Source organism: Pengzhenrongella phosphoraccumulans (assembly GCF_045689905.1).
GTDB classification, from domain to species: Bacteria; Actinomycetota; Actinomycetes; order Actinomycetales; family Cellulomonadaceae; genus Pengzhenrongella; species Pengzhenrongella phosphoraccumulans.
On record NZ_CP144210.1, the window covers coordinates 1,878,880 to 1,901,061 of the forward strand.

The 22,182-nt window shown below is 66.7% G+C and carries 15 protein-coding genes; 8 read left to right on the forward strand and 7 right to left on the reverse strand.

From position 1 onward, the window contains the following. Positions 1-38 precede the first annotated feature (38 nt). Both VTA80_RS08680 and VTA80_RS08685 read left to right on the forward strand, forming a co-directional pair. Entirely contained in the window at positions 39-893 is an 855-nt protein-coding gene (locus VTA80_RS08680) for a hypothetical protein (protein ID WP_407344987.1), read from the forward strand. Between the two features lie 116 nt (positions 894-1,009). Further along, positions 1,010-2,014, forward strand: coding sequence for a DUF932 domain-containing protein (locus VTA80_RS08685; RefSeq protein ID WP_407344988.1), 1,005 nt, complete (start codon positions 1,010-1,012; stop codon positions 2,012-2,014). 52 nt (positions 2,015-2,066) lie between these two features. Here the strand turns inward: VTA80_RS08685 and VTA80_RS08690 are convergent, their stop codons facing one another. Beyond that, positions 2,067-2,564, reverse strand: a complete 498-nt coding sequence (locus VTA80_RS08690; RefSeq protein ID WP_407344989.1) for a hypothetical protein — start codon at positions 2,562-2,564, stop codon at positions 2,067-2,069. Continuing rightward, entirely contained in the window at positions 2,545-2,961 is a 417-nt protein-coding gene (locus VTA80_RS08695; RefSeq protein ID WP_407344990.1) for a hypothetical protein, read from the reverse strand. The genes VTA80_RS08690 and VTA80_RS08695 overlap by 20 nt, the downstream gene beginning before the upstream one ends. Before the next feature lie 253 nt (positions 2,962-3,214). Here VTA80_RS08695 and mobF point away from each other — a divergent pair, with 253 nt between their 5' ends. Beyond that, entirely contained in the window at positions 3,215-8,767 is a 5,553-nt protein-coding gene (gene mobF, locus VTA80_RS08700; protein WP_407344991.1) for a MobF family relaxase, read from the forward strand. 63 nt (positions 8,768-8,830) lie between these two features. Next, positions 8,831-9,442, forward strand: a complete 612-nt coding sequence (locus VTA80_RS08705) for a hypothetical protein (RefSeq protein ID WP_407344992.1) — start codon at positions 8,831-8,833, stop codon at positions 9,440-9,442. Positions 9,443-9,556: 114 nt separating this feature from the next. Here the strand turns inward: VTA80_RS08705 and VTA80_RS08710 are convergent, their stop codons facing one another. The 5 genes from VTA80_RS08710 to VTA80_RS08730 all read right to left on the reverse strand — a co-directional run bounded on the left by VTA80_RS08710 (position 9,557) and on the right by VTA80_RS08730 (position 13,576). After that, positions 9,557-10,255 (reverse strand): hypothetical protein, encoded by a 699-nt coding sequence (locus VTA80_RS08710; protein ID WP_407344993.1) that lies wholly within the window; start codon positions 10,253-10,255, stop codon positions 9,557-9,559. Beyond that, positions 10,252-11,718 (reverse strand): type IV secretory system conjugative DNA transfer family protein, encoded by a 1,467-nt coding sequence (locus VTA80_RS08715; RefSeq protein WP_407344994.1) that lies wholly within the window; start codon positions 11,716-11,718, stop codon positions 10,252-10,254. Before VTA80_RS08715 ends, VTA80_RS08710 begins: the two co-directional genes overlap by 4 nt. Next, entirely contained in the window at positions 11,715-12,173 is a 459-nt protein-coding gene (locus VTA80_RS08720) for a hypothetical protein (protein WP_407344995.1), read from the reverse strand. The genes VTA80_RS08715 and VTA80_RS08720 overlap by 4 nt, the downstream gene beginning before the upstream one ends. 931 nt (positions 12,174-13,104) lie before the next feature. Continuing rightward, the gene (locus VTA80_RS08725) at positions 13,105-13,386 is read right to left on the reverse strand and encodes a hypothetical protein (protein WP_407344996.1); all 282 of its coding nucleotides are present in this window, start codon (positions 13,384-13,386) and stop codon (positions 13,105-13,107) included. 28 nt (positions 13,387-13,414) lie between these two features. Then, positions 13,415-13,576, reverse strand: a complete 162-nt coding sequence (locus VTA80_RS08730; protein WP_407344997.1) for a hypothetical protein — start codon at positions 13,574-13,576, stop codon at positions 13,415-13,417. 463 nt (positions 13,577-14,039) lie between these two features. On the opposite strand from VTA80_RS08730, the gene VTA80_RS08735 reads away from it, so the two are divergent. The 4 genes from VTA80_RS08735 (at position 14,040) to VTA80_RS08750 (ending at position 22,181) form a co-directional block, all read left to right on the forward strand. After that, on the forward strand, positions 14,040-16,931 hold the full coding sequence (locus tag VTA80_RS08735) for an SNF2-related protein (RefSeq protein ID WP_407344998.1): 2,892 nt from the start codon (positions 14,040-14,042) through the stop codon (positions 16,929-16,931). Positions 16,932-16,998: 67 nt separating this feature from the next. Beyond that, a complete protein-coding gene (locus VTA80_RS08740) occupies positions 16,999-18,921 on the forward strand; it encodes a site-specific DNA-methyltransferase (RefSeq protein WP_407344999.1) in 1,923 nt (640 codons plus the stop codon). A 3-nt stretch (positions 18,922-18,924) separates the two neighbouring features. Then, complete coding sequence (locus VTA80_RS08745) at positions 18,925-21,906, forward strand: DEAD/DEAH box helicase family protein (RefSeq protein ID WP_407345000.1); 2,982 nt, start codon at positions 18,925-18,927, stop codon at positions 21,904-21,906. After that, positions 21,903-22,181, forward strand: a complete 279-nt coding sequence (locus VTA80_RS08750) for an AAA family ATPase (RefSeq protein ID WP_407345736.1) — start codon at positions 21,903-21,905, stop codon at positions 22,179-22,181. The genes VTA80_RS08745 and VTA80_RS08750 overlap by 4 nt, the downstream gene beginning before the upstream one ends. The last annotated feature ends 1 nt before the right edge of the window (position 22,182 follow it).

The following is a 22,182-nucleotide window of genomic DNA, read 5'->3' on the forward strand; positions in this document are numbered from 1 at the left end:
CACGAACGAAAGACACCAGTCACCTAGACCCCGCCGACGTGCCCTCCGGCTTCCGGCGGCTGGCTTTCGAGGATCTGCGCGACCAGAACGGCCAAGCGGTCCCCGCCGAGGCGTGGGCAGGCACGCCCGGCGCGGCCGTCGTCGTCACCGTCGAGTGGCGGCACGACGACCCCGACGACGCCAGCCCCGACGACGGGGAGGACGACGACCAGGACTCGACCGAGCCCCGCAAGGTCTATGTGCCAGTGTGGGTATGCACCGACCCCGCAGGCGCCGGGCTGCATCACTACTGGGACGGCGCACCCCCACGAGACGCTCTGCCCGGCGCCGACAGCGACGACGAGCGCGCCGCCCGGGAGCAGGCCGAGCAGGTTCGCCGCGAGGCCGAGTCCGCCGAGCGGCGCCGGGTGCTGGCCAACAACGCCGCGTGGCGCTCCGCCGAGGTCGTGCGCCGCCAGTGGCTAGCCTCGCTCCTGGCCCGTCGCCAGGTCCCCAAGGGTGCCGAGATCCTCATCGCCCGCGCCGTGCCCGAGCGGCAGTACAGCCTGACGCACGCCCTGAGCAACGGGCACGACCTGCTCGGCGACCTGCTCGGCCTGCGCCCCGCCGACGGCGGCTACCAGTCCGGCGCACAGGTCGCAGCCCGCGTCCTGGCCCAGGCCACCACGCCCGCAGCCGCGACGATGCGCACCCTCGCCGCCGTCCTGGCCGCATGGGAGTCGCGCAGCGGCGTGCACACCTGGCGCAACCCCGGCGCGTACGACGCAGCGATCATGGCCGCGCTCATCAGCTGGGGCTACCCCGCCAGCGACGTCGAGCAGCTGCTGACCGCACCCGCCGAGAATGACGAGGCCGACGACGCCGTCGAGACGGACGACGTCGCGGCCGGCTAATCCACAGCCCCACAGATCACGACTGGTGGGAGTTGCCCCGGTGGACAACTCCCACCAGTCGAATAGATCAAATAGATTGATCTCGTCAGGGCAACCACCCAGGAAGGGACACCGTCATGGCCCACGAGATCGAGACCCACGGCCGCCAGGCCGCCGCCCTGTTCGCCCGCACCGACCCGTGGCACCGCCTCGGCACCACCGTCGCCGGCGAGGCATTCACCGCCGAGGACGCGATGACCCTCGGACACCTGGGCGGGTGGCAGGTTCGCAAGGTCCCGCTGACCGCCGCCGAGGTCGGCGCCGATGGCGTGACCACCCTGGACGTGCCCGGCTTCGCCACCGTGCGGACCAACCCGTTCACCGGCGCCCCCGAAGCGCTCGGCGTCGTCGGCGCCGGGTACACCCCGCTGCAGAACGAGGAGCACGCGGAGTTCCTCAACACCCTGGCCGACGCGTCCGGCGCGGTCTTCGACACCGCCGGATCGCTGCGCGGCGGCCGTCAGGTCTTCGTCACCATGCGCTTGCCGCAGCACCTGACCATCGGCGGCACCGACCGCGTCGACCTCAACATCGCCGCCCTCAACAGCCACGACGGCACCAGCGCCTTCCGCGTCCTGGTGACCCCGGTCCGCGTCGTGTGCGCGAACACCCAGAGCGCCGCCCTGCGCGACCATGTGTCGTCCTGGTCGATCCGCCACACCCGCAATGCCAAGGCCGCCGTGCAAGCTGCCCGCGACTCGCTCGGTCTGACGTTCGCGTACGTCGAGGCCTTCCAGGCCGAGGCCGAACGGTTGATCAACACCACGACGACGGACTCGCAGTTCTTCGACCTGGTCGCAGACCTGTTCCCCGCCCCGGCCGCCGACGCACCCACCCGCGTGCGACACACCCACACTCAGCGCCAGCAGACCCTGGCCCACCTGTGGCACGACGCCGACACCCAGACCGGCATCCGTGGCACGGCGTGGGGCGCCTACCAAGCAGTGGCCGAGTACGTCGACCACTTCGCCCCGGTGCGCACCCGGCACGACCCCGCCGCCGCACGCGCGGTGCGGCTGCTGACCACCGAGGAGCCCGCCCGACTCAAGGCCCGCGCCTGGGCCGCGCTCTCCCCAGCCTGATCGACCCCGACCGCGCCCGGCACACTTCCCCGGTGCCGGGCGCGGTCGCGCGTCACCACAGCGACGGCTGCTCACCGAACACCCGCCGCAGCCGCACCAGGTCGGCCGCCACCAGCGCCGGATCTGTGCGGGCCAGGTCCCGCAGTTCGCGCGCCCGACGACGAGACCCGCGCACGTCACCCAGTGGCGAGCCGGTCACGTCTCGACGCGCCGCCCACTCCCGGCGGTTCTCCACGTACGACGAGGCGACCACGTGCCCCGGCCCCACCCGCTGGCACAACGGGTTGTCGCACCGGTGCCCGAGCACCTCGACCGCCGCCAGCGCCGCCACACCGTTCGCCAGCGCGAACGCGAACCGATGCGCCACGAGTACCCACCCCCGCGCCAGCCAGAACCGGCCGTGCCCCCGCCCGCTCACCGCGCCGGTCCACCACTGGCACCCGCTTCCGTCGACCTGAACCACCTTCGCCCGGTACCGCGCGACGACCTCAGGTGACGCGCACCCGACCGCGAGCGCCGCCGATCCGGCCTCACCGAGCCGCACGGTCACCACCCGAACCACCGTCGCCCGCCACAGCGTCCCGAGCACCCTCGGTGGTCGCGTCCGCGCTCGTCGTCCGAGTCCCCCGCACGGGCGCTGGGACGGCCGCCGGCTGCGACACCTGCCGAAGTCGCGCTGCCTCGCGCACGGTCAGCAGTTCCGCGCCGCCGCACCACTCGACCGCCTCCGTCAGGTTCAGTCCTTCCCGCTCGGTCAGCTTGACGAGCGCCGCCCCGGCTCGTGCCTCGCACACCGAGACGACCGCGTCGCGCTCGGCCAGCGCCGTGATGACTTCCACTCCCAGCGCGTCGCGTCGACGCTCCTGCTCCGCCCGCCTCGCTCGCATCCGCGCCTGCGCGTCGAGCGCCGTGCGCCGCGCCCGCTGCCTCGCCGTCTGATCCGCCATCGCAGCTCCCCTTCTCGTTTGACCTCACCTCCGAAGGCCGACCCGAACCCCCACGCGCTCACCACGCAGCCCACGCAATGCCGACGTCGTCCCCCTCCACGACGACGACCGACCACAGCGCCGCTTCGACACGCCCCAAAAACCCCCAAGCACTGCCCCACACACCTCTTGCATTGCCGGATCGAAAGCGGTCAATCCACTTGAAGTTGACCGACCGCCGGGGCCGGTGCGGTCGCCTTCGGGAGGTGTGACGATGTCGATCCACAAGCTGACGGCCGGGAGCGGGTACGACTACCTGACTCGCCAGGTCGCGGCCCAGGATGCGACCGAGAAGGGCCACACCAGTCTGGCGTCCTACTACGCAGCCAAGGGCGAGACCCCGGGCACGTGGATCGGGTCGGGCCTGGTCGGCATCGACGAGCTGAATGAGGGAAATGAGGTCACCGCCGAGCAGATGCGCAACCTGTTCGGCTCGGGCAAGCACCCCCTGGCAGAGCAACTGCGCGCCGCCGCCGCCGAGGCGGGGCTCAGCGAGCGGGAGCAGGAAACCGCCACGTGGCTGGGCACCCCGTTTCGGGTCTACGCGAACGACACGTCGGCGTTCCGCATCCGGGTGGCGAAGGAGGTCGCCGCGCTCAATGCCAGCCGCGGGCAGCGGTCCGCGGACCCGGTGCCACTGGTCGACCGGGCGCGCATCCGGACCCAGGTCGCGGCCGAACTGTTCCGCGAGGAGCACGGCCGCGAGCCCGCCGACGCCCGGGAGCTTGCGGCCACGATCGCCAAGCACTCCCGCCCGCGCACCAACGCCGTGGCCGGGTACGACTTGACGTTCTCCCCGGTCAAGAGCGTGAGCACGCTGTGGGCGATCGCCGACCGACCGATCGCCGCCGCGATCGAGCGGGCCCACGCGGCGGCGGTCAAGGACGCGCTGGCGTTCCTGGAGAACACGGCGCTGTTTACCCGTGAGGGCACCAACGGTGTGCGGCAGGTCGAGACCCGCGGCCTGATCGCGACCGCGTTCACGCACCGTGATAGCCGTGCCGGTGACCCCGACCTGCACACCCACGTCGCGGTCGCGAACAAGGTCCAGACCCGCGACAAGGGTCGATGGCTGGCCATCGATGGGCGACTGATCTTCGCCGCTACCGTCACGGCGTCCGAGACCTACAACACCGCGCTCGAGCGGCACCTCACCGACACCCTCGGCGTGCGATTCGAGGCCCGCGCAGGCGACGACCCACGCAAGCGCCCGGTCCGCGAGATCGTCGGCGTCGACCCCGCGCTGGCTTCCCGGTGGTCCGCCCGACGAGCCAGCATCGAGGTCCGCCGCGCGGAGTTGGCCGGCACCTTCCAGGCCACCCACGGGCGCCCGCCAACACCGGTGGAGTCCGTGCAGCTGGCCCAGCAGGCGACGTTGGAGACCCGGCAGGGCAAGCATGAACCGCGCAGTCTCGCCGAGCAGCACGCCACCTGGGCGGCCCAGGCGCGGGGTGTCCTGGGCGGCGAGCGTGGGCTGCAGGCGATGCTGCGCCGGGTCCTGCGCCCGGCCGATGTCCCGGCCCGTCGGGTCGACGCGGCGTGGGTGCGCGAGACCGCCGCCGTCATCCAGAACACGCTCCAGGCGCACCGCTCCTACTGGCAGCGGTGGCACGTCGAGGCCGAGGCCCAGCGCCGGGTCCGCGGCGTCGACGTGCGCACGCGCGACGTCGAGCGGGTCGTGGGGCTTCTGGTCGACGAAGTCCTGACCCGCAGGTCGGTGCCACTCACCCGCTCCGAGCGGGACATAGACACCCCGGACCCGCTGCGCCGCAGCGACGGCGCGAGCGTGTACACGGTCGCCGGATCGACCCTGTTCACCTCCCCCGACCTGCTCGCGGCAGAGGCGCGCATCGTCGCCCACGCAGGCCAGCACGACGGCACCCGCGCCACCACCATCGCCGTCGGGCAGGCACTCAGCCAGTCAGCCGCGGACGGCCTGCCCCTCAACGCCGGGCAGGCGGCCCTGGTCACACAGATGGCCACCTCCGGCGCTCGGGTACAGCTCGCGATAGCCCCGGCCGGAGCGGGCAAGACGACCGCGATGCGCGCCCTGACCGCCGCGTGGACGGCCGGCGGAGGCGACGTCGTCGGTCTGGCGCCGTCCGCCACCGCCGCCACGGTCCTGGGCGAGGCCATCGCCGCCCGCACCGACACCATGGCCAAACTCCTGTGGCACCTGGACCACGACCCGGAGCACCTGCCCGGCTGGGCGCGGCGCATCGGCCCGGCGAGCCTGGTCGTCGTGGACGAGGCAGGCATGGCCGACACCCTCTCCCTGGACCGCCTGATCGAGTTCGTCACCGCACGCGGCGGGTCGGTGCGCCTGGTCGGCGACGACCAACAACTGTCCGCCATCGGCGCGGGCGGGGTGCTGCGCGACGTACGCGCCACCCACGGCGCCCTACACCTGACCGAACTGATGCGCTTCGCCGACTCGGCCGAGGGCGCCGCCTCCCTGGCCCTGCGCGACGGACTGCCCGAGTCCCTCGGCTACTACCTCGACGCCCACCGGATCCACGTCGGTGACCTCACCACCCTGACCGACGACGTCTTCGACGCCTGGCGCACCGACCTCGCCAACGGCCGCGACGCGCTCATGCTCGCCCCAACCCGCGAGCTCGTCGGCGAGCTCAACGACCGCGCCCGCGCCCACCGGCTCGACGGCCAAACCCCGCAGCGCACCGCGGCCCTGGCCGACGGGTCGACCGCCTCGTCCGGCGACACCGTCATCACCCGGGCCAACAACCGCCAGCTGCGCGTCACCGGCACCGACTGGGTCAAGAACGGCGACCGGTGGTCCGTCACCACCGTCCACCCCACCGGGGCACTGACCGTCCGGCACACCACCAGCGGCTGCAGCGTCGACCTGCCGGCCGACTACGTGCGCACCTCGGTCGGCCTCGGCTACGCCACCACGATCCACACCGCTCAGGGCGTCACAGCGGACACCAGCCACACCCTGCTGACCGGGACCGAGTCCCGGCAGCTCGCCTACACCGCGGTCACGCGCGGCAAGGCCGCCAACCACCTCTACCTGGAGGTCGTCGGCGACGGCGACGAGCACAACGTCATCCGCCCCGAGTACGTCCACCCGCTCACCGCGACCGACCTTCTCGAGCGGATCCTGGCCCGCGACGAGTCCGCCCAGTCCGCGCACACCACCCGCAGCGTCGCCGACGACCCCACGACCCTGCTCGGCCAGGCGGCGGCCCGGTACGTCGACTCCCTGTACGTCGGCGCCGAGCAACTGCTCGGACCCCAGCAAGTCGCCCGCCTCGACCGCGCCGCAGATCTCGTCGTGCCCGAGCTGACCCAGGCCCCCGCGTGGCCGACCCTGCGAGCCCACCTGCTCCTGCTTGCCGCAAAAGAGGGCGACCCCGTCGCGCACCTGCGCGCCGCCGCAGGTGCGCGCGAACTGGACACCGCCGACGACGTCGCCGCCGTGCTCGACTGGCGACTGGACGACACCGGCCTGCGCAACGCCGGCACCGGACCACTGCCCTGGCTACCCGGCATCCCCGCAGCACTGGGCGAGGACCCCCAGTGGGGCCCGTACCTGGCAGCCCGCGCCGCACAGGTACGCGACCTCACCCAGCAAGTCACCGAGCAGGTGCAATCTGACGAATCGATGCCGCAGTGGGCCCGCACCGGCCAGCGCCGCCCCGACAACGAACTACTCGTTCAAGTCTCCGTATGGCGCGCGGCCACCGGGGTGCCGGACAGCGACCGGCGCCCCACCGGCGCTCCCCAGCTCGGCAAGGCCGCCGCCCGATACCAGCAGGCGCTCGACACCCGCCTCGACCGCAACCACACCCCGGCCCTCGCCGAGTGGCAGCCCCTACTCGACCGTGCCCTCACTCTCGCCACGCGGGACCCGTTCGTGCCCGTGCTCGCCGAGCGACTTTCGGCGCTGTCACGTGCCGGCCTCGACGCGCCGCAGGTCCTGCGCAACGCCCTGGCCGACGGCGACCTTCCCGACGACCACGCAGCAGCGGCCCTCTGGTGGCGCATCACCGGGCGCCTGTCCCCCGCGGTCGCCACACAGGCCGAGTCCGACCACCACCTCACCACCGCGTGGACTCCCCGCCTCGCCAACCTCGTCGGCCAGGACACCGCCGACATGCTTCAGGCCAGCCCGTGGTGGCCAGCGCTGATCACCACCGTCGACCACGCCATCGCCCGCGGCTCCACCATCGAGAGCCTGCTCGCCTCTCCGATCGCCTACGACGACGACCCGTGCCAGGCACTCGTCTGGCGGATCTCCATCCTGACCGACTCCGCCGCAGACGACCCCGAGCGATACACGCACGGCTTCGCAACTGGTGGCGACGAGGTTGACCCGTTCGGGCAGGACGACCCGCAGCACCAGCTCGGCGCCCCCACCGACGACGAATGGCAACACCTGTTCCCCGCAGTCGACCAAACCCACGAGGACCCATTCACGCCCGAGCCGGACGAACCCGCGGCGACGGATCCCTTCGATGACCCTGCTTTCGTCGAGGCCTTCCTCACCCTCGCGGCGGCCGCGCGGGCCCACGCCACTACCTTGCCGCCTACCGACCAAATGGTCGACGCGCAGGCTGCGCGCGAGTTCGACGCCGCCATGGCACCCGTGAGCCCGGCCCGCATCCTCGAGCTCAACCGGCTGGCCACCGACTTCTACGTGCGCCAATTCCCCGACTCCTGGGCGCAGCGCTACCTGCTCGAACGGCTGCGCACCGACCTCACCGGCGACCGGTACGTGCTGCCCGGGTACGCATCCGCGGGTTGGACCCGACTTGTCGACCACCTGCGCCGCCAGGGCGTCACCGACTTGGAGCTCACCGAGTCCGGCCTGGCAAGCGTCGCTCGAACCGGTCGCCTCATCGACCGCTTCCGCGACCGCCTGGTCTTCCCGATCACCCGCCTCGCCGCCGACGGCCAGCTCGAACCCCTCGGCTTCGTCGCCCGCCGCCACCCCGACGCGAACGACCAGACCGGCGGGCCCAAGTACCTGAACACCCCGAATACGGTGCTGTTCCAAAAAGGCGCGCAGCTGTTCACGGCCAGAAGCGACCTGTCTCCCGGCGCCACGCCGATCCTTGTCGAGGGTCCCCTGGATGCACTGGCCGTCACTCTGGCCGGTCAAGGACGCTACGTCGGGATGGCACCCCTGGGCACCTCGCTCACCGAGGACCAGGCCGCACATCTCGCCGCGACAACAGTCCGCACAGGCGCCTCGCCGATCGTCGCGACTGACGCAGACCTTGCCGGGCAGGTCGCCGCGCAGCGTCACTACTGGCTCCTCGCCCAGCACGCCCTCACACCCACGACCATCTGCCTGCGTCCGGGAAGCGACCCAGCCAGCATTCTGGAAGACGTCGGCCCAAATGGTCTTCTAGCAATACTTCTCGACGACGTGCCCCTGGCCGACACTCTCGTGCGCGAGCGACTGGACCACCTGTCCGGGCTGGACGTAGCGCGCGAGGTCGCGCCGGTTCTTGCCGCTGCTGCACCGGCGACGTGGGACGAAGGAATGGCAATCATCAGCGAGTGGACCGGCGTGCCCATGGTGACCGTGCGTCGAACGCTCGCACGAGCGATACAGAGCTGGGACCGCGATCCGCGCGCGGTCGTCGCTGCGCGTGTCGGCGAACTGAGCGTTGTCCGGGCTCGCGTAGCCGGCACAAATGAAGGTGAAGAGGTTCTCACACGGCCAACTCAGTCCCCGAGGATCGCACCGGTGCCGTCGTCGACATACCCAGGCTCCGGTGCGCCTCGCCGCTAGATCAGCCCGGTTCCTCCACGAGCGTCCAGATGCGCTTGAGCGGGAGGTACCAGAGGAACCGACATGACCGCTCCCAAGTTCAGCATCCCGACGACGGACTCCCTGGTCGGACCGGCACTGGTCGGCGGGACGCCCGTGTCGCCATCCGGTGGCGAACCGTTGGCTCCCGCGCCCACCACTCGACGCAAGCGCCGTTGGTGGATTCCGGTCGCGATTATCGGTGGGTTCGTGTTCGGGCTCGCTGCCGGGGGCGGCGCCGCCGACCCCACGGCATCGACGGAGTACACGGATCTCTCCGCGAAACTGAAGGTAGCTGAGAGCGCGACGGGTACTGCCAACGACCGCGCAGATGCCGCAGAGGCCACCGCGGTCAAGAACGCCGCGGCGCTCGACACCCGCGGAAAGGACCTCGACACTCGGTCTGCCGAGCTCGACACGCGTCAGGCCGGTCTTGAGACCCGCGAAGGGGCCGTCACATCGACCGAGCAGGCCATCGCCGCCCGCCAGATCAACAACGGGACGTGGACCGTCGGGACTGACATCGAGCCAGGCACCTACCGGACCGCAGAGGCGGTCACCTCGATGTGCTACTGGGCAATCCTGCGCACCGGCACCAACGGTGGCGACATCGTGAGAACGACCTCCCCAAGGGAGGGTTCCCGTCGGTCACTCTGAGCGCCGGGCAGGACTTCGAGAACTCCTGCGGCGTTTGGAACAAGAAGTAACCCGCAACTCCCCTGCCGCTAGGCCCCGCACGCCAACCCGATCGGCGTCGGGCCCACGCGTCCGTCAATCGAGGAGCTCGCCGGTGTCCAGGCCCCCGCCGTCGACCAGGTGGAGGTCTGGACGGGTCGTCGCGCGCTCCCGCACCCGAATGTCATTGAGAGGGCCCGCGGTCGAGTCCTCAGACGGCGGCGCGAGATCGTCAATGTCGGAAAGGTAGGTCGCTGCTCGGCCGACGCTCGCCTCGTCGGCGACATACCTGGTGTGCCGGCCGGCGCCCGGCCAGGGCTGGTGGCCACCGTCTTGGCAGTGCTGGCGAACACGCTGCCGCATCCGGTCGGTGAAGGCTGGCACCGCGTACCGGTGCCACTCCTCAAGGACGTCGGCGGTCAGGGCGAGACCGGCTCGTCGGCGCAGGTCCGCAAGGACGGCGAGCTCGTGAACCAGGTGCGGGTGGCGAGGCCAGCACGACGGAACCATCACGTCGGCGTCCCACACGTACTCGTGGTTGAGCCAGGTGACGACCTGCTCGAGCCACTGCCAGATCTCGGCACGCAATTGAGGGTCGACGCAGGTGGCCGGGTCCCACGGGCGGGCGAGGAGGCGCGGATCTCCCAGTGCGTTCTGCTGCTGGAGCGTCCCTCCGCCTGCGGCCAACTCGAGTTCGGAGTAGGCATGCTCCACCCGACGGCCAGCCCGCGGGAAGGCACTGATCATTGCTTGGGCCGCACGGTTCGACACAGGAATGGTCGCCTCGTCACTCACGGTCGAGTGTCCCCGGCCCCATCGACGAGGCCGCTGCGCCGCGCCGCGGCGAGTGCTTCCAGGGCGCGCGCCTGAGGGGTGATCTGGTCCCGGTGGCGGCCGGCTACCTCCGCGCGCAGGGCGTCCTTGCCTGCGAGCAGTTGCCTGCCTGCCTTGCCGTCGATGCATCGGTGCAGCTGAGCGATGATCGGCGCGCCGTTCTCCGCCAGCACCAGAGCGTGGCGCTCCTTAAGTTGACGGATCTCGGCCGGGGCCAGGATGGCGATGTCCTCACCGGACGTCTGCCGTCCGCCCATGCGTCCGCTATTCCAGCTCGTGCGCGCGACCCGTACCTGGCCGAGCAGGTCGGAGACCTCCTTATTGAACGCGACGTCCTTGGATCCGCCGAAGACGATCAGGTTGTTGGTCAACCCGAGCAGGGTGCGGGCCTCCTGTTCACCGAAGACGGCGGCCAGTTGTGGCCAGGCTTGGGCTGCCCAGATGAAGCTGATGCCGAGGGCGCGTTCGTTGGCCATGCGGGTGCGCAAGCTCGGCAGCGGTGCGGTCGAGGGCAACTCGTCCAGCACGGCGTGGAACGGTGGGCACAGGCGCCCCCACAGACTGGCGTTGGCCACCTCCAGGGCAGTGTCGAGAACATGCTCGGCAAAGGCGGTCATCAGCGGGGATGCGGAGGCGTAGGGGTCTTCGCGACCCAGCAAGTAGATCGTGCCGCGCGCGGCGATGACGTCTGCGATCGCGGTGGATGGGCGACCGGGGCCCGGCACGCACCGGCGACGGATCTCGTCCTGGAAGAACAGAGACATTGCCTGCTGGACGGTGGTGACGGTATTGCCTGCGGTGCGGTCATCGCCGTGCAGGGCGCCGTGCATCAGGCCGTCCCAGAAGGACGCCGCATGGGGATGCTCGCGCAGAATCTCGATCGCCTGGGTGGCCGCCATGGGCCGGGCTACCCAGCGCAACACGTCGTCGAGGCTGCCCCCGGTGAGCGCCGCGGCGTGGAAGAAGCCCTGGAGGACCTTCGCTGCCTCGGCGGCGTAGAACCGGGCGGCGGCGTCGCCGTGGCCGCCTGCCACCGCGCCCTTGACCGTCCCTGCAGTAAATGCCTTGGCGCGGCGCTCGGCCACGAGCGGGTCGACGCAGCCGCGAATCGGGTCCCACACCACCTCTGGTAGACCGGGTACAAGGCCGAACGGGTCAAGGACCACGCAGGGGCGGCTGCCGGTGGACCGCGGACCGAACGACAGCAAGAGGTCGTCGACCTTCGTGAGGGTCACCATCGCGGCGCCGGGAGCGTCGAGTAGCGCCGGAACGAGCAGGTCCAAGGTCTTGCCCGAACCTTGCGGGCCGATCACGCCAGCGGTGCGGTCCCACGGCACCCACAGCTCGCCGCCGCGAGGCTCGATCGCCCGGCCGAGTTTCCAGCCGACGTCGGCCGGCCGCATGTGCCGCAGGCGACGGGTCATCGCCGACCGCCGTGAGGAGCGCCATAGAGGTCTGGGCGGATCACCTTGGCGTGCCGACGCAAGCGCGTCCGGCCGAGCAGCGCCTCGGCCTGCGCGGCGGTCGCCATGCCGCGCAGGCGGGCGGGTCCCCAGCGGTCGAGCCCGAACTTCACGGCCCATCCGATCACTGAGATGACGAGCAGTTGCACAATCCCGACAGACGTCCACAAGAGCCCTACTGGTGCCGGGTGAATCACGGCAGGCAAGCCCGCGTCGGCCTGCCCGCTGAGCAGCGGGCCCAACGTGGTGAACAACGCCACGCGGTCGACGAAGACCCACCCGTTTCCGGCTACGAGGTTCGCGAGCGACCGCCCCGCCTGCAAGCCCAGGACGAGGGCCAGTAGTACTGCCAGCAAGGTCCCGACCGGAATCTCCCAGGTGAACGGGTACGGCGTCGTGCGACGTGATCTCTGCATCTGTCACCTCCGCCTCCCGAAGGCTGCACGGGGGTGGTCGGTGCTCACGAGGCGCCGGGGTGGGCTTCCCGTATTGCACGATCCGACGCACCAGTCCTTGTCACCCGGGACCGGTGCCTCGAGGACCACGACGACGACGACCCGGCGACAGAAACCGATTACGCGCAGCCCGGGACCGATGTCATCTCAAGTCAGGCCACACAGCCGGAACGGCGCCAGGTCTTCGCAAAATGCGACGATCACGTCCACCCGGTCGGTGCCCGACGGTGAGCCGGACGCAGCCTCGATGTCGTATTGCTCATCGAGTTGCGCGAGCGCCTCGGGTCGGGAAGCTACCCGGCACTGCGAGGAACTCACGCCTTGCGCTGGGCCGCCAGGTGAGCCCGCACATCGGCGACCTCGCTCACATCCTCCGGGTTGGCCTGCTTCGCGTCATGGATCGAGACGACCTCGCCCTACAGCCACGTCTCGACGGCTGGGTCCCGGGCGAACGGCGCGCGCGTACCGTCGTACGACCTCGCTCTCGTTCGCGTACTGAACCGACAGCACCCGCTCGCGCACCGCCTTCCTGATCGCCGGCCGAGTCGTTCGGTGCCGACTCCCCGGACGACTACACAACGCGTCTGACTTGCGGGATGGGCGCGTGGATGCGCTTGGAGGTGCCGGTGGACGTTCGGAGGGTCTCACCACGATCGACGTCGCACCCGTGTGTCCCTGCCCTAGTGGCTCGGTCGGCGAGTGTCGTCAGTGGCGACGCAGGATTCTCAGATCCGTGTGGCGAACACGGCTGCAGCCCGGCGCACGCTCTCGTTAGTTGCCGCGCGGGCGAGGTATGTCGTGAGGTCTTGGTAGTGCCGGTGCTGATACTGGGTGAATCGGATTCCTCGCGAAGAACTGCCCCAGTTGCGACGCTGCAGGCGTGCGAGACCGATCACGGCCACGTTGAGGGCGCTGGCCTCGACATCACGTGCCCGGCGCCGGCCTCGTGCAGCAGTCTCGCTGTGGCGTGCTGGGTGTGTAGTGCATCGAGGGTGAAGATCATGCGGGACGGGTCGTGCCCGGCGGTACGCAGGTCGTCCAGGAGCGTGGTGACCATGGGGATCTCGTTGGTCTTGCCGGGGATCTCGCGTTGGGCGAGCACGACGGGCGTGTGGTGGGTCGCGGCGGACAGCAGGTGCGGGGCGGTGCAGCCAGCGATCCGGGCACCGCGCACCGCCTTGCCGTCGATCGCTACGGCCAGTTCAGGGCCAGTCCCTCTCGGCGGTCACGAGGCTCGCGGTCCAGGTGGCGAGCACGGCCTCGAACGCCCCGTTGTCCATCCGGGTCGCGATCCGGCGCAGCGTGGCTTCGCTCGGCGCCCCGACCGCCCCGGTCAGCGGGTCCGGGACCGCTCCCAGCCTCATCAGCAGGCACGCCGAGGCCGCCGAGGCCCACTGCGCCGCGGCCCGAACGACCCGAATCCCGCGCAGGTGAACGACATCACGAGCACGCCGAGCACGTAGGCCATCGGGTGGCGGCGGCCACCGTCGCGGCGTGGATCAGGAACCGAGCGCAGCGCGTGGAGCAGATCACCAGCCTGATCGGCTGATACCTCCCGAGGGCGCACCGGGGTAAGGGAAGATAGATACACGGGCGCCGCTCCTGCCGACGATGCTTGGCCTTGACACCGTCATCATCGGTGGAGTCGCGTCCGCCCTCCCGAATGCCGCTAAACCGGGAGCGTCTATAACAGTTCAGTCAAACCGAGCATGCCCCCACATATCGCCGATGTGACAGGCCCCTGACTCCCTGACAGACTTATGCAGCGCGGTACTCAGGCTGCGATACCTTCACCGAAATGTCGATTATTGCTATAATTGGACGCAGATGGGTCTTACCGCACACCAGGCGAAGTATTACGCCCACGAGCTTCAGCGTTCTTACGCGAACGACCACGTCGGCAAACTTGCGGGCCTTCTCTTCGATGCCCAGGTTGAACCAAAGCCGCATCAGATCGATGCGGCTCTCTTTGCCCTCCAGACGCCATACTTGAACGGAGTCATCCTCGCCGACGAGGTCGGGCTGGGGAAGACGATCGAAGCAGGCATCGTCATCACGCAGTACTGGGCGGAGCGCAAGCGCCGGGTCCTGATCATCGCGCCGTCGAGCCTCCGGCAGCAGTGGCAGCAGGAACTCCACGAGAAGTTCCTGATCCCGAGCCAGTTGCTCGACCCGAAGCTCAAGGACGAGCAGCTCGCACGCACGGCGCAGCAGGGCGCCGAGGTGTTGATCTGCTCCTACGAGTTCGCGCTGCGCCACGAGACTAGCCTGCTGCGCCAGTGGGATCTCGTCATCTGCGACGAAGCCCATCGGCTGCGCAACTTCTACACGGGGCGCAACAAAGCCCCCGAGGCCATCAGCCACATCGTCCGCGAAGCGCACAAGACGATCCTGCTCACCGCTACTCCGCTGCAGAACCGCCTCGAAGAGCTCTACGGCCTCGTCAGCGTGTTCCAGCCCGACTACTTCTACTCGCTCGACGCCTTCCGCGAGCGCTACGTCAAGGCTAAGGGTCTCGGCGACAACGACGACCTAGTCGAGCGGGTCGCAGGCATCAGCAAGCGCACGCTCCGACGCGATGCCGAGAAGTACATCCACTTCACCAAGCGCATGCCTCTGACCGTCGAGTTCATGCCGAGCCCGGCAGAGATCGAGCTCTACGACAAGGTCAACGACTACCTGCAGCGCGACGAACTCTATGCATTCTCCAACTCCCAGCGTCACCTCACCGCACTGATTCTGCGCAAGCGCCTCGGCTCCAGTACCTACGCGGTCTCCAGCACACTTGGACGGATCGCAGACCGCCTTGAGGCTGAGGTCGGAGCGGGCACCCGCCGTGACAGCCGTGGCGGCTTCATTCTTGCTGACTTCGCCGAAGATGAACTGACCGACGAAGAGCTCGAATCGCTCGAGGAGGGGGTAGCGCCGGCCACCGAGTTCGGTCCTGGCGCCGGCGAGAAGCTCGGCAACGAAACCCGTGAAGCGATGCGCGCCGAGGTCGACGAACTCCGCAGCTACGCCGATCTGGCCCGGTCGATCACGGTTAACCAGAAGGCTGTGAAGCTCGGTGAAGCGCTGGACAAGGGCTTCGACCGCTTGAAAGAACTCGGGGCTCCGCAGAAGGCGATCATCTTCACCGACTCCACCAAGACGCAGGAGTACATCGCCCGCACGCTCACTGAGGGCGGACGAGGTGAGGGCCTCGTGCTGTTCAACGGCAACAACAGCTCGCCAGCGGCCAACGAAATCTACCGCGATTGGCTCGAAGCCAACAAGGACGGCGACGTCATCACCGGCATTCCATCCGCCGATCGCCGCAAGGCACTCGTGGACTACTTCCGCGACCGCGGCAAGGTCATGATCGCTACCGAAGCCGCTGCCGAAGGTATCAACCTCCAGTTCTGCTCGATGCTCGTCAACTACGACCTCCCGTGGAACCCGCAACGCGTCGAGCAGCGGATCGGTCGCATTCACCGCTTCGGCCAGAAGTTTGACGTGGTCGTTGCCAACTTCTCAAACAAGGGCAACGCTGCCGAGGCCCGCATCCTCGAACTGCTCGCCAACAAGTTCCACCTGTTCAAGGGCGTGTTCGGTGCCTCTGACGAGGTCCTCGGCTCCATCGAGGACGGCTTCGACTTCGAGAAGACCATCAACCGCATCCTCAGCGACTCCCGCAGCGACGCCGACATCAACCGCGCGTTCGAGGACCTAGAGAAGACCTACGCCACCGAGATCAGCTCGGGGATGGCAGCGGCCAAGGCCAAAGTCTTTGACAACCTCGACCCCAACGTCCAAGACCGCCTTAAGTCCTACGACGCGCAGTCCGGCGAGGTGCTCAACAAGTTCGAACGCCTGCTGCTCGCCATCACCAAGCGCCAACTGGCTGATCACGCCGACTTCGAGGGCGATGGGCGCCACTTTGTGCTCCGTGACTCACCTGTTAACGACGCACCGACGGGCCGCTACTACTTCAAGTCCGAGCCGCTCGATAACGCTCACCAGTACCGGTTCTCCGGGCCGCTGGCGGGCCACGTCGTCGCATCCGCCAAGACCGGCGACACTCCGGCGAAAGAGCTCACGTTTAGCCTGGGCCGGTCGGAGCGTGCCACCACCGCAGTCAAGGAGCTTGCAGGCCAGTCGGGCGAACTCACGGTCAAGGTCGTCACCTTCAGCATGAAGGCGAAGAACGACGACATCAGCGAGTCCTACATGCTCGCCGGTGGCCTAACCGACGACGGCCAATGGCTTGATCACGAATACGCAGCCGACATCCTCGACTTGGTCTGCACCGACGAAGGTGCTGAGGTCACGGTCGAAGACGTGAAGTTCGATCGGCACCTCGCCGAGCGCCGCTCCCACCTGGAGCGCGAAGTCCAAGGCCGCAATTCCCGCTACTACGACCAGCAGGAAGAGCTGCTGTACCGCAATCAGCAGGACCGACGAGCCGAGTCTGAGGGCAAGATTCGCGAGTACAAGGCCAAAGAGAAGGAAGCCCGCAAGGGCGCGCGGGGCATCGACGATCCCATGCAGCAGCTCAAGTTCAAGAAAGAAGCCCGCAAGTGGGCAGATCGAGCTGAGGAAGAGGACGAAGAGGCTCGCGTGGCGCGCAAGAAGATGCGCGAAGAAGCTGACCACTACCTCGAGTTGATTGAGCAGGCACTCAAGGGAACGCAGGCCGTCGAGCACCTATTCAGCATCCGTTGGAAGGTGGTCACTTGATGAGCACCGCCGCCGCCGCGACCACACTGACTATCAACCCATCAAGGATAACCCGAGGACCAAACCAATGAGCAACGACGAACTACAGGACATCTACGAAACGCTGAGCGGAACGCCCGATTTCAAGACGGAGCTTGCCGCGCAGCTCTCGGAGCTGATTCCCGAGGCCATTGCCGACGGCAAGGTCGATGTCGAGAAACTCAAGGAACTCCTCGGGGACGACGCAGGCGACGAACGCGAACGCTTCGGCCTGTTCTGGGCTGGCAAGAAGCGCGCCCTCCGAGCCGCGCAGGAGCCGACCACGGCGACGCTCAAGCCCGACTTTGAGAACAGCAAGGACTGGGACACGACCAAGAACGTGTTCGTCGAGGGCGACAACCTCGAGGTGCTCAAGATCTTGCAGAAGCACTACCACGGCAAAATCAAGATGATATACATCGATCCTCCGTACAACACAGGGAAGGACTTCGTTTACCCCGACAACTTCAAGGAAGGTCTCGACACCTACCTCGAGTGGACCCGACAGGTCAATGAAGAGGGCAAGAAGGTCAGCACCAATTCAGAGTCTGAGGGGCGCTACCACTCCAACTGGCTCAACATGATGTATCCGCGCCTCAAGCTCGCACGGAATTTGTTGACCGAAGACGGCGTAATATTCATGTCCATCGATGACAACGAGCAGGCCAACTTGCGCCGCATCGCCGATGAGACCTTCGGGGAAGATAATTTCGTCGGTCAGTTTAAATGGAACCGTGTCGCAAAAGCCCCGAGCCTGTCGAAGACGATCCGGACTAAGTACGAGTACGTCATGTGCTACAGGCGTAGAATCGCTCCCAACTTCTTCGGTAAGGAAAGTTACAACGCCCAAGCTCCCGTATGGCACAACCCAAACAAGCAGCAGGAACTGCTTTTTCCGGCTGGGTCGATTCAGATTCCGCATACGTTCGAACAAGGGCTCACCTCGGAGAAATACCGGGTTGAGCTGCTCGACGCACTGGTCGATGAAGGCGGAGTCAACAAGTTCCCTGCCCGGATCCGCGCCTGTTCCGCATGGGGTCAAGCCAAGATTGACCAGTACGTTGCGGCCGGGAATCTGTTCCAATTCAAGAAGAGCATTGGAACGCTGTACGCCTCACTGAACCAGGATGGCGGGAATTTCATCGCGCCTTCTGATCTAATTTCCAAGGAGGAGTCGGGTGTCGAGAACAATACAGTCGCTTCCGCGCAATTGGAGGCGATGGGGATTCCGTTCACCAATCCGAAGCCGGTCAGCCTGATTTCATACCTTGTAAAAATGGTTACATACAATGACACGTCGGCGACGGTCCTCGATTTTTTTGCGGGCTCCGGGACAACGGGCCACGCGGTGATGCAGTTAAATGCGGACGACGGCGGGAATCGGTCGTGCATTCAAGTGCAGCTACCGGAACCCCTTGACGAGCAGTCAAGTGCCCATAAGGCCGGCTATCGCAACATCGCCGAGATCTCCCGGCGCCGGATAGCCGTCGCCGGGTCCTCGATTCGACGTGATCTTGAGGACAAGTTGGAAACGAGGGATCAACCTCTTGACACTGGCTATCGCGCATACAAGCTCGCTGACACCAACTTCAGCAAGTGGCACGTGACCAGCGATGTTGAGGCGACCGCGCTAGAGCAACATCTGCTCGACCTGCGCGACAGTGCTGATGACGAGGCCACTCCAGAGTCTTTGCTCACTGAGTTGCTGCTCAAACAGGGCTACTCGTTGACCGAGCAGATTGGCGATGCCGAGGTCGATGGCTTGCCGCTGAAGTCCGTGGGCGACGGCCTCGTGCTCGCCTACCTCGATGAGCATACGAAGCCGACACTGCAGCAGCTTCGGGCCGTGCTCGATAGCCCTGACCTGGCGAGGTTCATCATTCTCGAGGACGCGTTCAAGGGTGACGACGAGCTCAAGACGAACCTCGTGCAGGAAGCGAAGTCGCGCAATGTAGAACTGTGGACGGCGTAGGCGATGGAGTTCAAGTTTGACCCTAAGCAGCCGTATCAGCAGGAAGCCATCGCCTCGGTGGTTGACCTGTTCGAGGGCCAGCCTGCTGATGCCGATGCGCTGGAGACGAAGCTCCAAGGCTCTTTGTCTGTGCCCAACGGACAGCAGTCGTTCGACATAGCCGCCGAGGTGGGTGCAGTCGGCAACAACCTGTTGCTCGATGACGAAGCATTGCTTCAGAACCTGCAGGCAGTTCAGGACCGGAACGGCCTCGAGGTGGTGGCCGAGCTCGCCGGTGGTGCGCTCGACTTCGACATCGAGATGGAGACCGGCACGGGTAAGACCTATGTCTACCTGCGCACGATCTTCGAGCTCGCGCAGAAGTACAACTTTCGCAAGTTCGTCATCCTGGTGCCGAGCACTCCCATCAAGGAGGGCGTGACCACCAGCATCAAGCTGATGGCCAAGCACTTCCAAGACCTCTACGCGGAGCCGTTCGACACGACTGTCTATAGCGGTCAGACCGCGGAGGGAGTCCAGTCGTTCTCCACCAGCACCAGCGTCCAAATCATGGTGATGAGTATTCACGCGCTGCGTGGTGACAAGAACTCGCGCGTGATCCACCAGACCAGCGACAAGCTCAACGGTCTGCGCCCGATCGACTACCTGAAAGCCACTCGCCCGGTCGTGATCATGGACGAGCCGCAGAACATGGAGTCCCTGCTCAGCCAGTCGGCACTGGGTGAACTCGACCCGCTCTGCACACTCCGGTACTCGGCAACACACCGCAAGACTCGCAACGTCGTCTACCGCCTTGACCCCGTTGATGCTCACGACCTGGGCTTGGTCAAGCAGATCGTCGTAGCAGAAGCCGTGCAGCAAGGTGCCGATGCTGCGCCGTACGTGAAGCTCGAGTCCGTTCGTAACGACAAAGGCTTCGTTGCCCGCATGGAGCTCGCGGTTCGCAAGGAGTCCGACGGCTCGATCGAACGAAAAACCCTCAACGTCAAGAACGGTCAAGACCTCGCCGTCATCACTCGCAACTCCGCATACGAGGGGTGGCGCCTCAACGAGCTCAGCATCGAACCCGAATCGGTCGAGCTGTTTCCGCACGGTTGGCTGCAGGCAGGGGCGACGATCGGCGGATCGAACGACTCGATCTACCGCGAAATGATCCGAGAGACGATTCGAGAGCATTTGCGCAAGGAAACAATGCTGCGCCCGCACGGCATCAAGGTCCTCAGCCTCTTCTTCGTCGACAAGGTCGCCAGCTTCCTCGGCGAGGGCTACGACAACAACACTGCCGATGGCGACTTTGTGAAGTGGTTCGATGAGCTCCTGCGTGAAGAGCGCACCAAGAGCCAGCAGTGGGCGGCACTTTTACCCGGTGACCCAGTCGACTACCGGCGCGCGTACTTCTCTGTCCTTAAGGGCAAGAAAAGCCAGAAAGACACTTTCAAAGACACCAGCGGCACCACAGCTGGCGATGATGATGCCTATGAGCTGATCATGCGCAACAAGGCGCAACTCCTCGATGAGGCTGAACCGGTGCGGTTCATCTTCAGCCACTCCGCACTGCGGGAGGGCTGGGACAACCCGAACATCTTCCAGATCTGCGCCCTGCGTGAGATGGGCGAATCAGCGGAGCGTCGCCAGACGATCGGTCGTGGACTGCGGCTGCCCGTCAACCAGACCGGTGAGCGTGTGCCCGATCGCGGCATCGCCCAACTGACCGTCGTCGCCAACGAGTCCTACCGCGAATTCGCCGATAGCTTGCAGAAGGAATACCGCGACTCCGGCGTGAGTATCGGCCTTGTTCGGGTTGGCGAGTTTGCCAAGATCCCAAATGTTGACGAGGAATCGGGCGAGGAAAAGCGTCTTGGCTTTGCTGGTTCCAAGCTGATCTGGGACGAGCTCCTCGAGCGCAGTTTCCTGGACAAGGAGGGCAAGGTCACCGCGAATTTCCGTCCGGAGACTCTCGGTTTTGGGCTTGGGCCGGTTCCGAACTTCTCCTGGCCGCAAGACGACATAATCCAAGTGATGCTGAACTGCCGCATCGAGCGGATGGTCAAGACTCAACGTAAGCGTGTGACTCGCAAGCTCAACAAGGAGATCTACTCATCGCCGTGGTTCGAGGATTTCTGGCGGGCGATCTCCCAGCGCACCACCTATCGGGTGTCGCTTGACCGCGACCAGGTCATCGACAACGCCGTCAACAAGATCAAGACCGAACAGCCGATCCAACCGCTTCGAGTCCAGGTCACCAAGGCGGGCCTGAAGCTCGTGCGCGGCGGTACGAAGACTGAGGAGAAGGCGACGCGATCTGCCGAACTGGCCGGTGCCTACCAGCTGCCGGACATCATCAGCGAACTGCAAGAAGCCACCTCGCTCACCCGAAAGACGCTGGTCGACGTGCTGACTCGCTCGGGCAAACTGGCTGAGTTCATCGGTAACCCGAACGACTTCATCGCGATGGTGAAGCGGAACCTGCTCAACGTCGTTGCCGCGTCGGTGCAGGACGGGGTCCAGTACGAAAAGATCAGCGGCTACGTCTACGAACTCCGCGAGCTGCAGGCCGATGGAGCCGAGGCACGCGACCTGTTTATAGATCGCGTCTACGAGACGAAGTCGTTCGCCGAGGGCAAGACCGACTTCAACTACATTCAGATCGACTCCGACGGCGCGGAGGCGCCTGAACGAGTGTTCGCCGAGAAACTGGATACCCGTGAAGACGTGAAGTTCTTCATGAAGTTGCCGGACAAGTTCAAGATCGAAACGCCGGTCGGCCCGTACAACCCGGACTGGGCGATCATCAAGCAGGACGCGGACGGCACCAATCGCATCTACATGATCCGCGAGACTAAGAGCACGCTCGACGAGTCCAAGCGCCGCCCGACCGAGAACGCCAAGATCAAGGCTGCCACCGAGCACTTCAAGCAGCTCGGCATCGGCTCCGAGACGGTCCCGGCCTACGCCGTCAGTACCCCTGGCAATTGGAACTTGTGATGCTGAGGCGCCTCGAGTCGATCAAGAACTGCGGCATCTTCGAAGACTTCCGCTGGAAAACGAATGTCCCCGGCTTCGAGCGAATCAATCTGATTTACGGCACGAACGGCGCGGGCAAGACTTCGCTGTCGCGAGCGCTGGATGACCTTGCGGGAGATGGAGAGGGCTTCACTAAGGTGTCGATCCGCATGAGCAATGCGGACAAGACCGACGAGCAGGGGCCTGTCACATCGGCGATATGTGGGGGCATGCTCGGTTTGACTGAACTGTTATAGA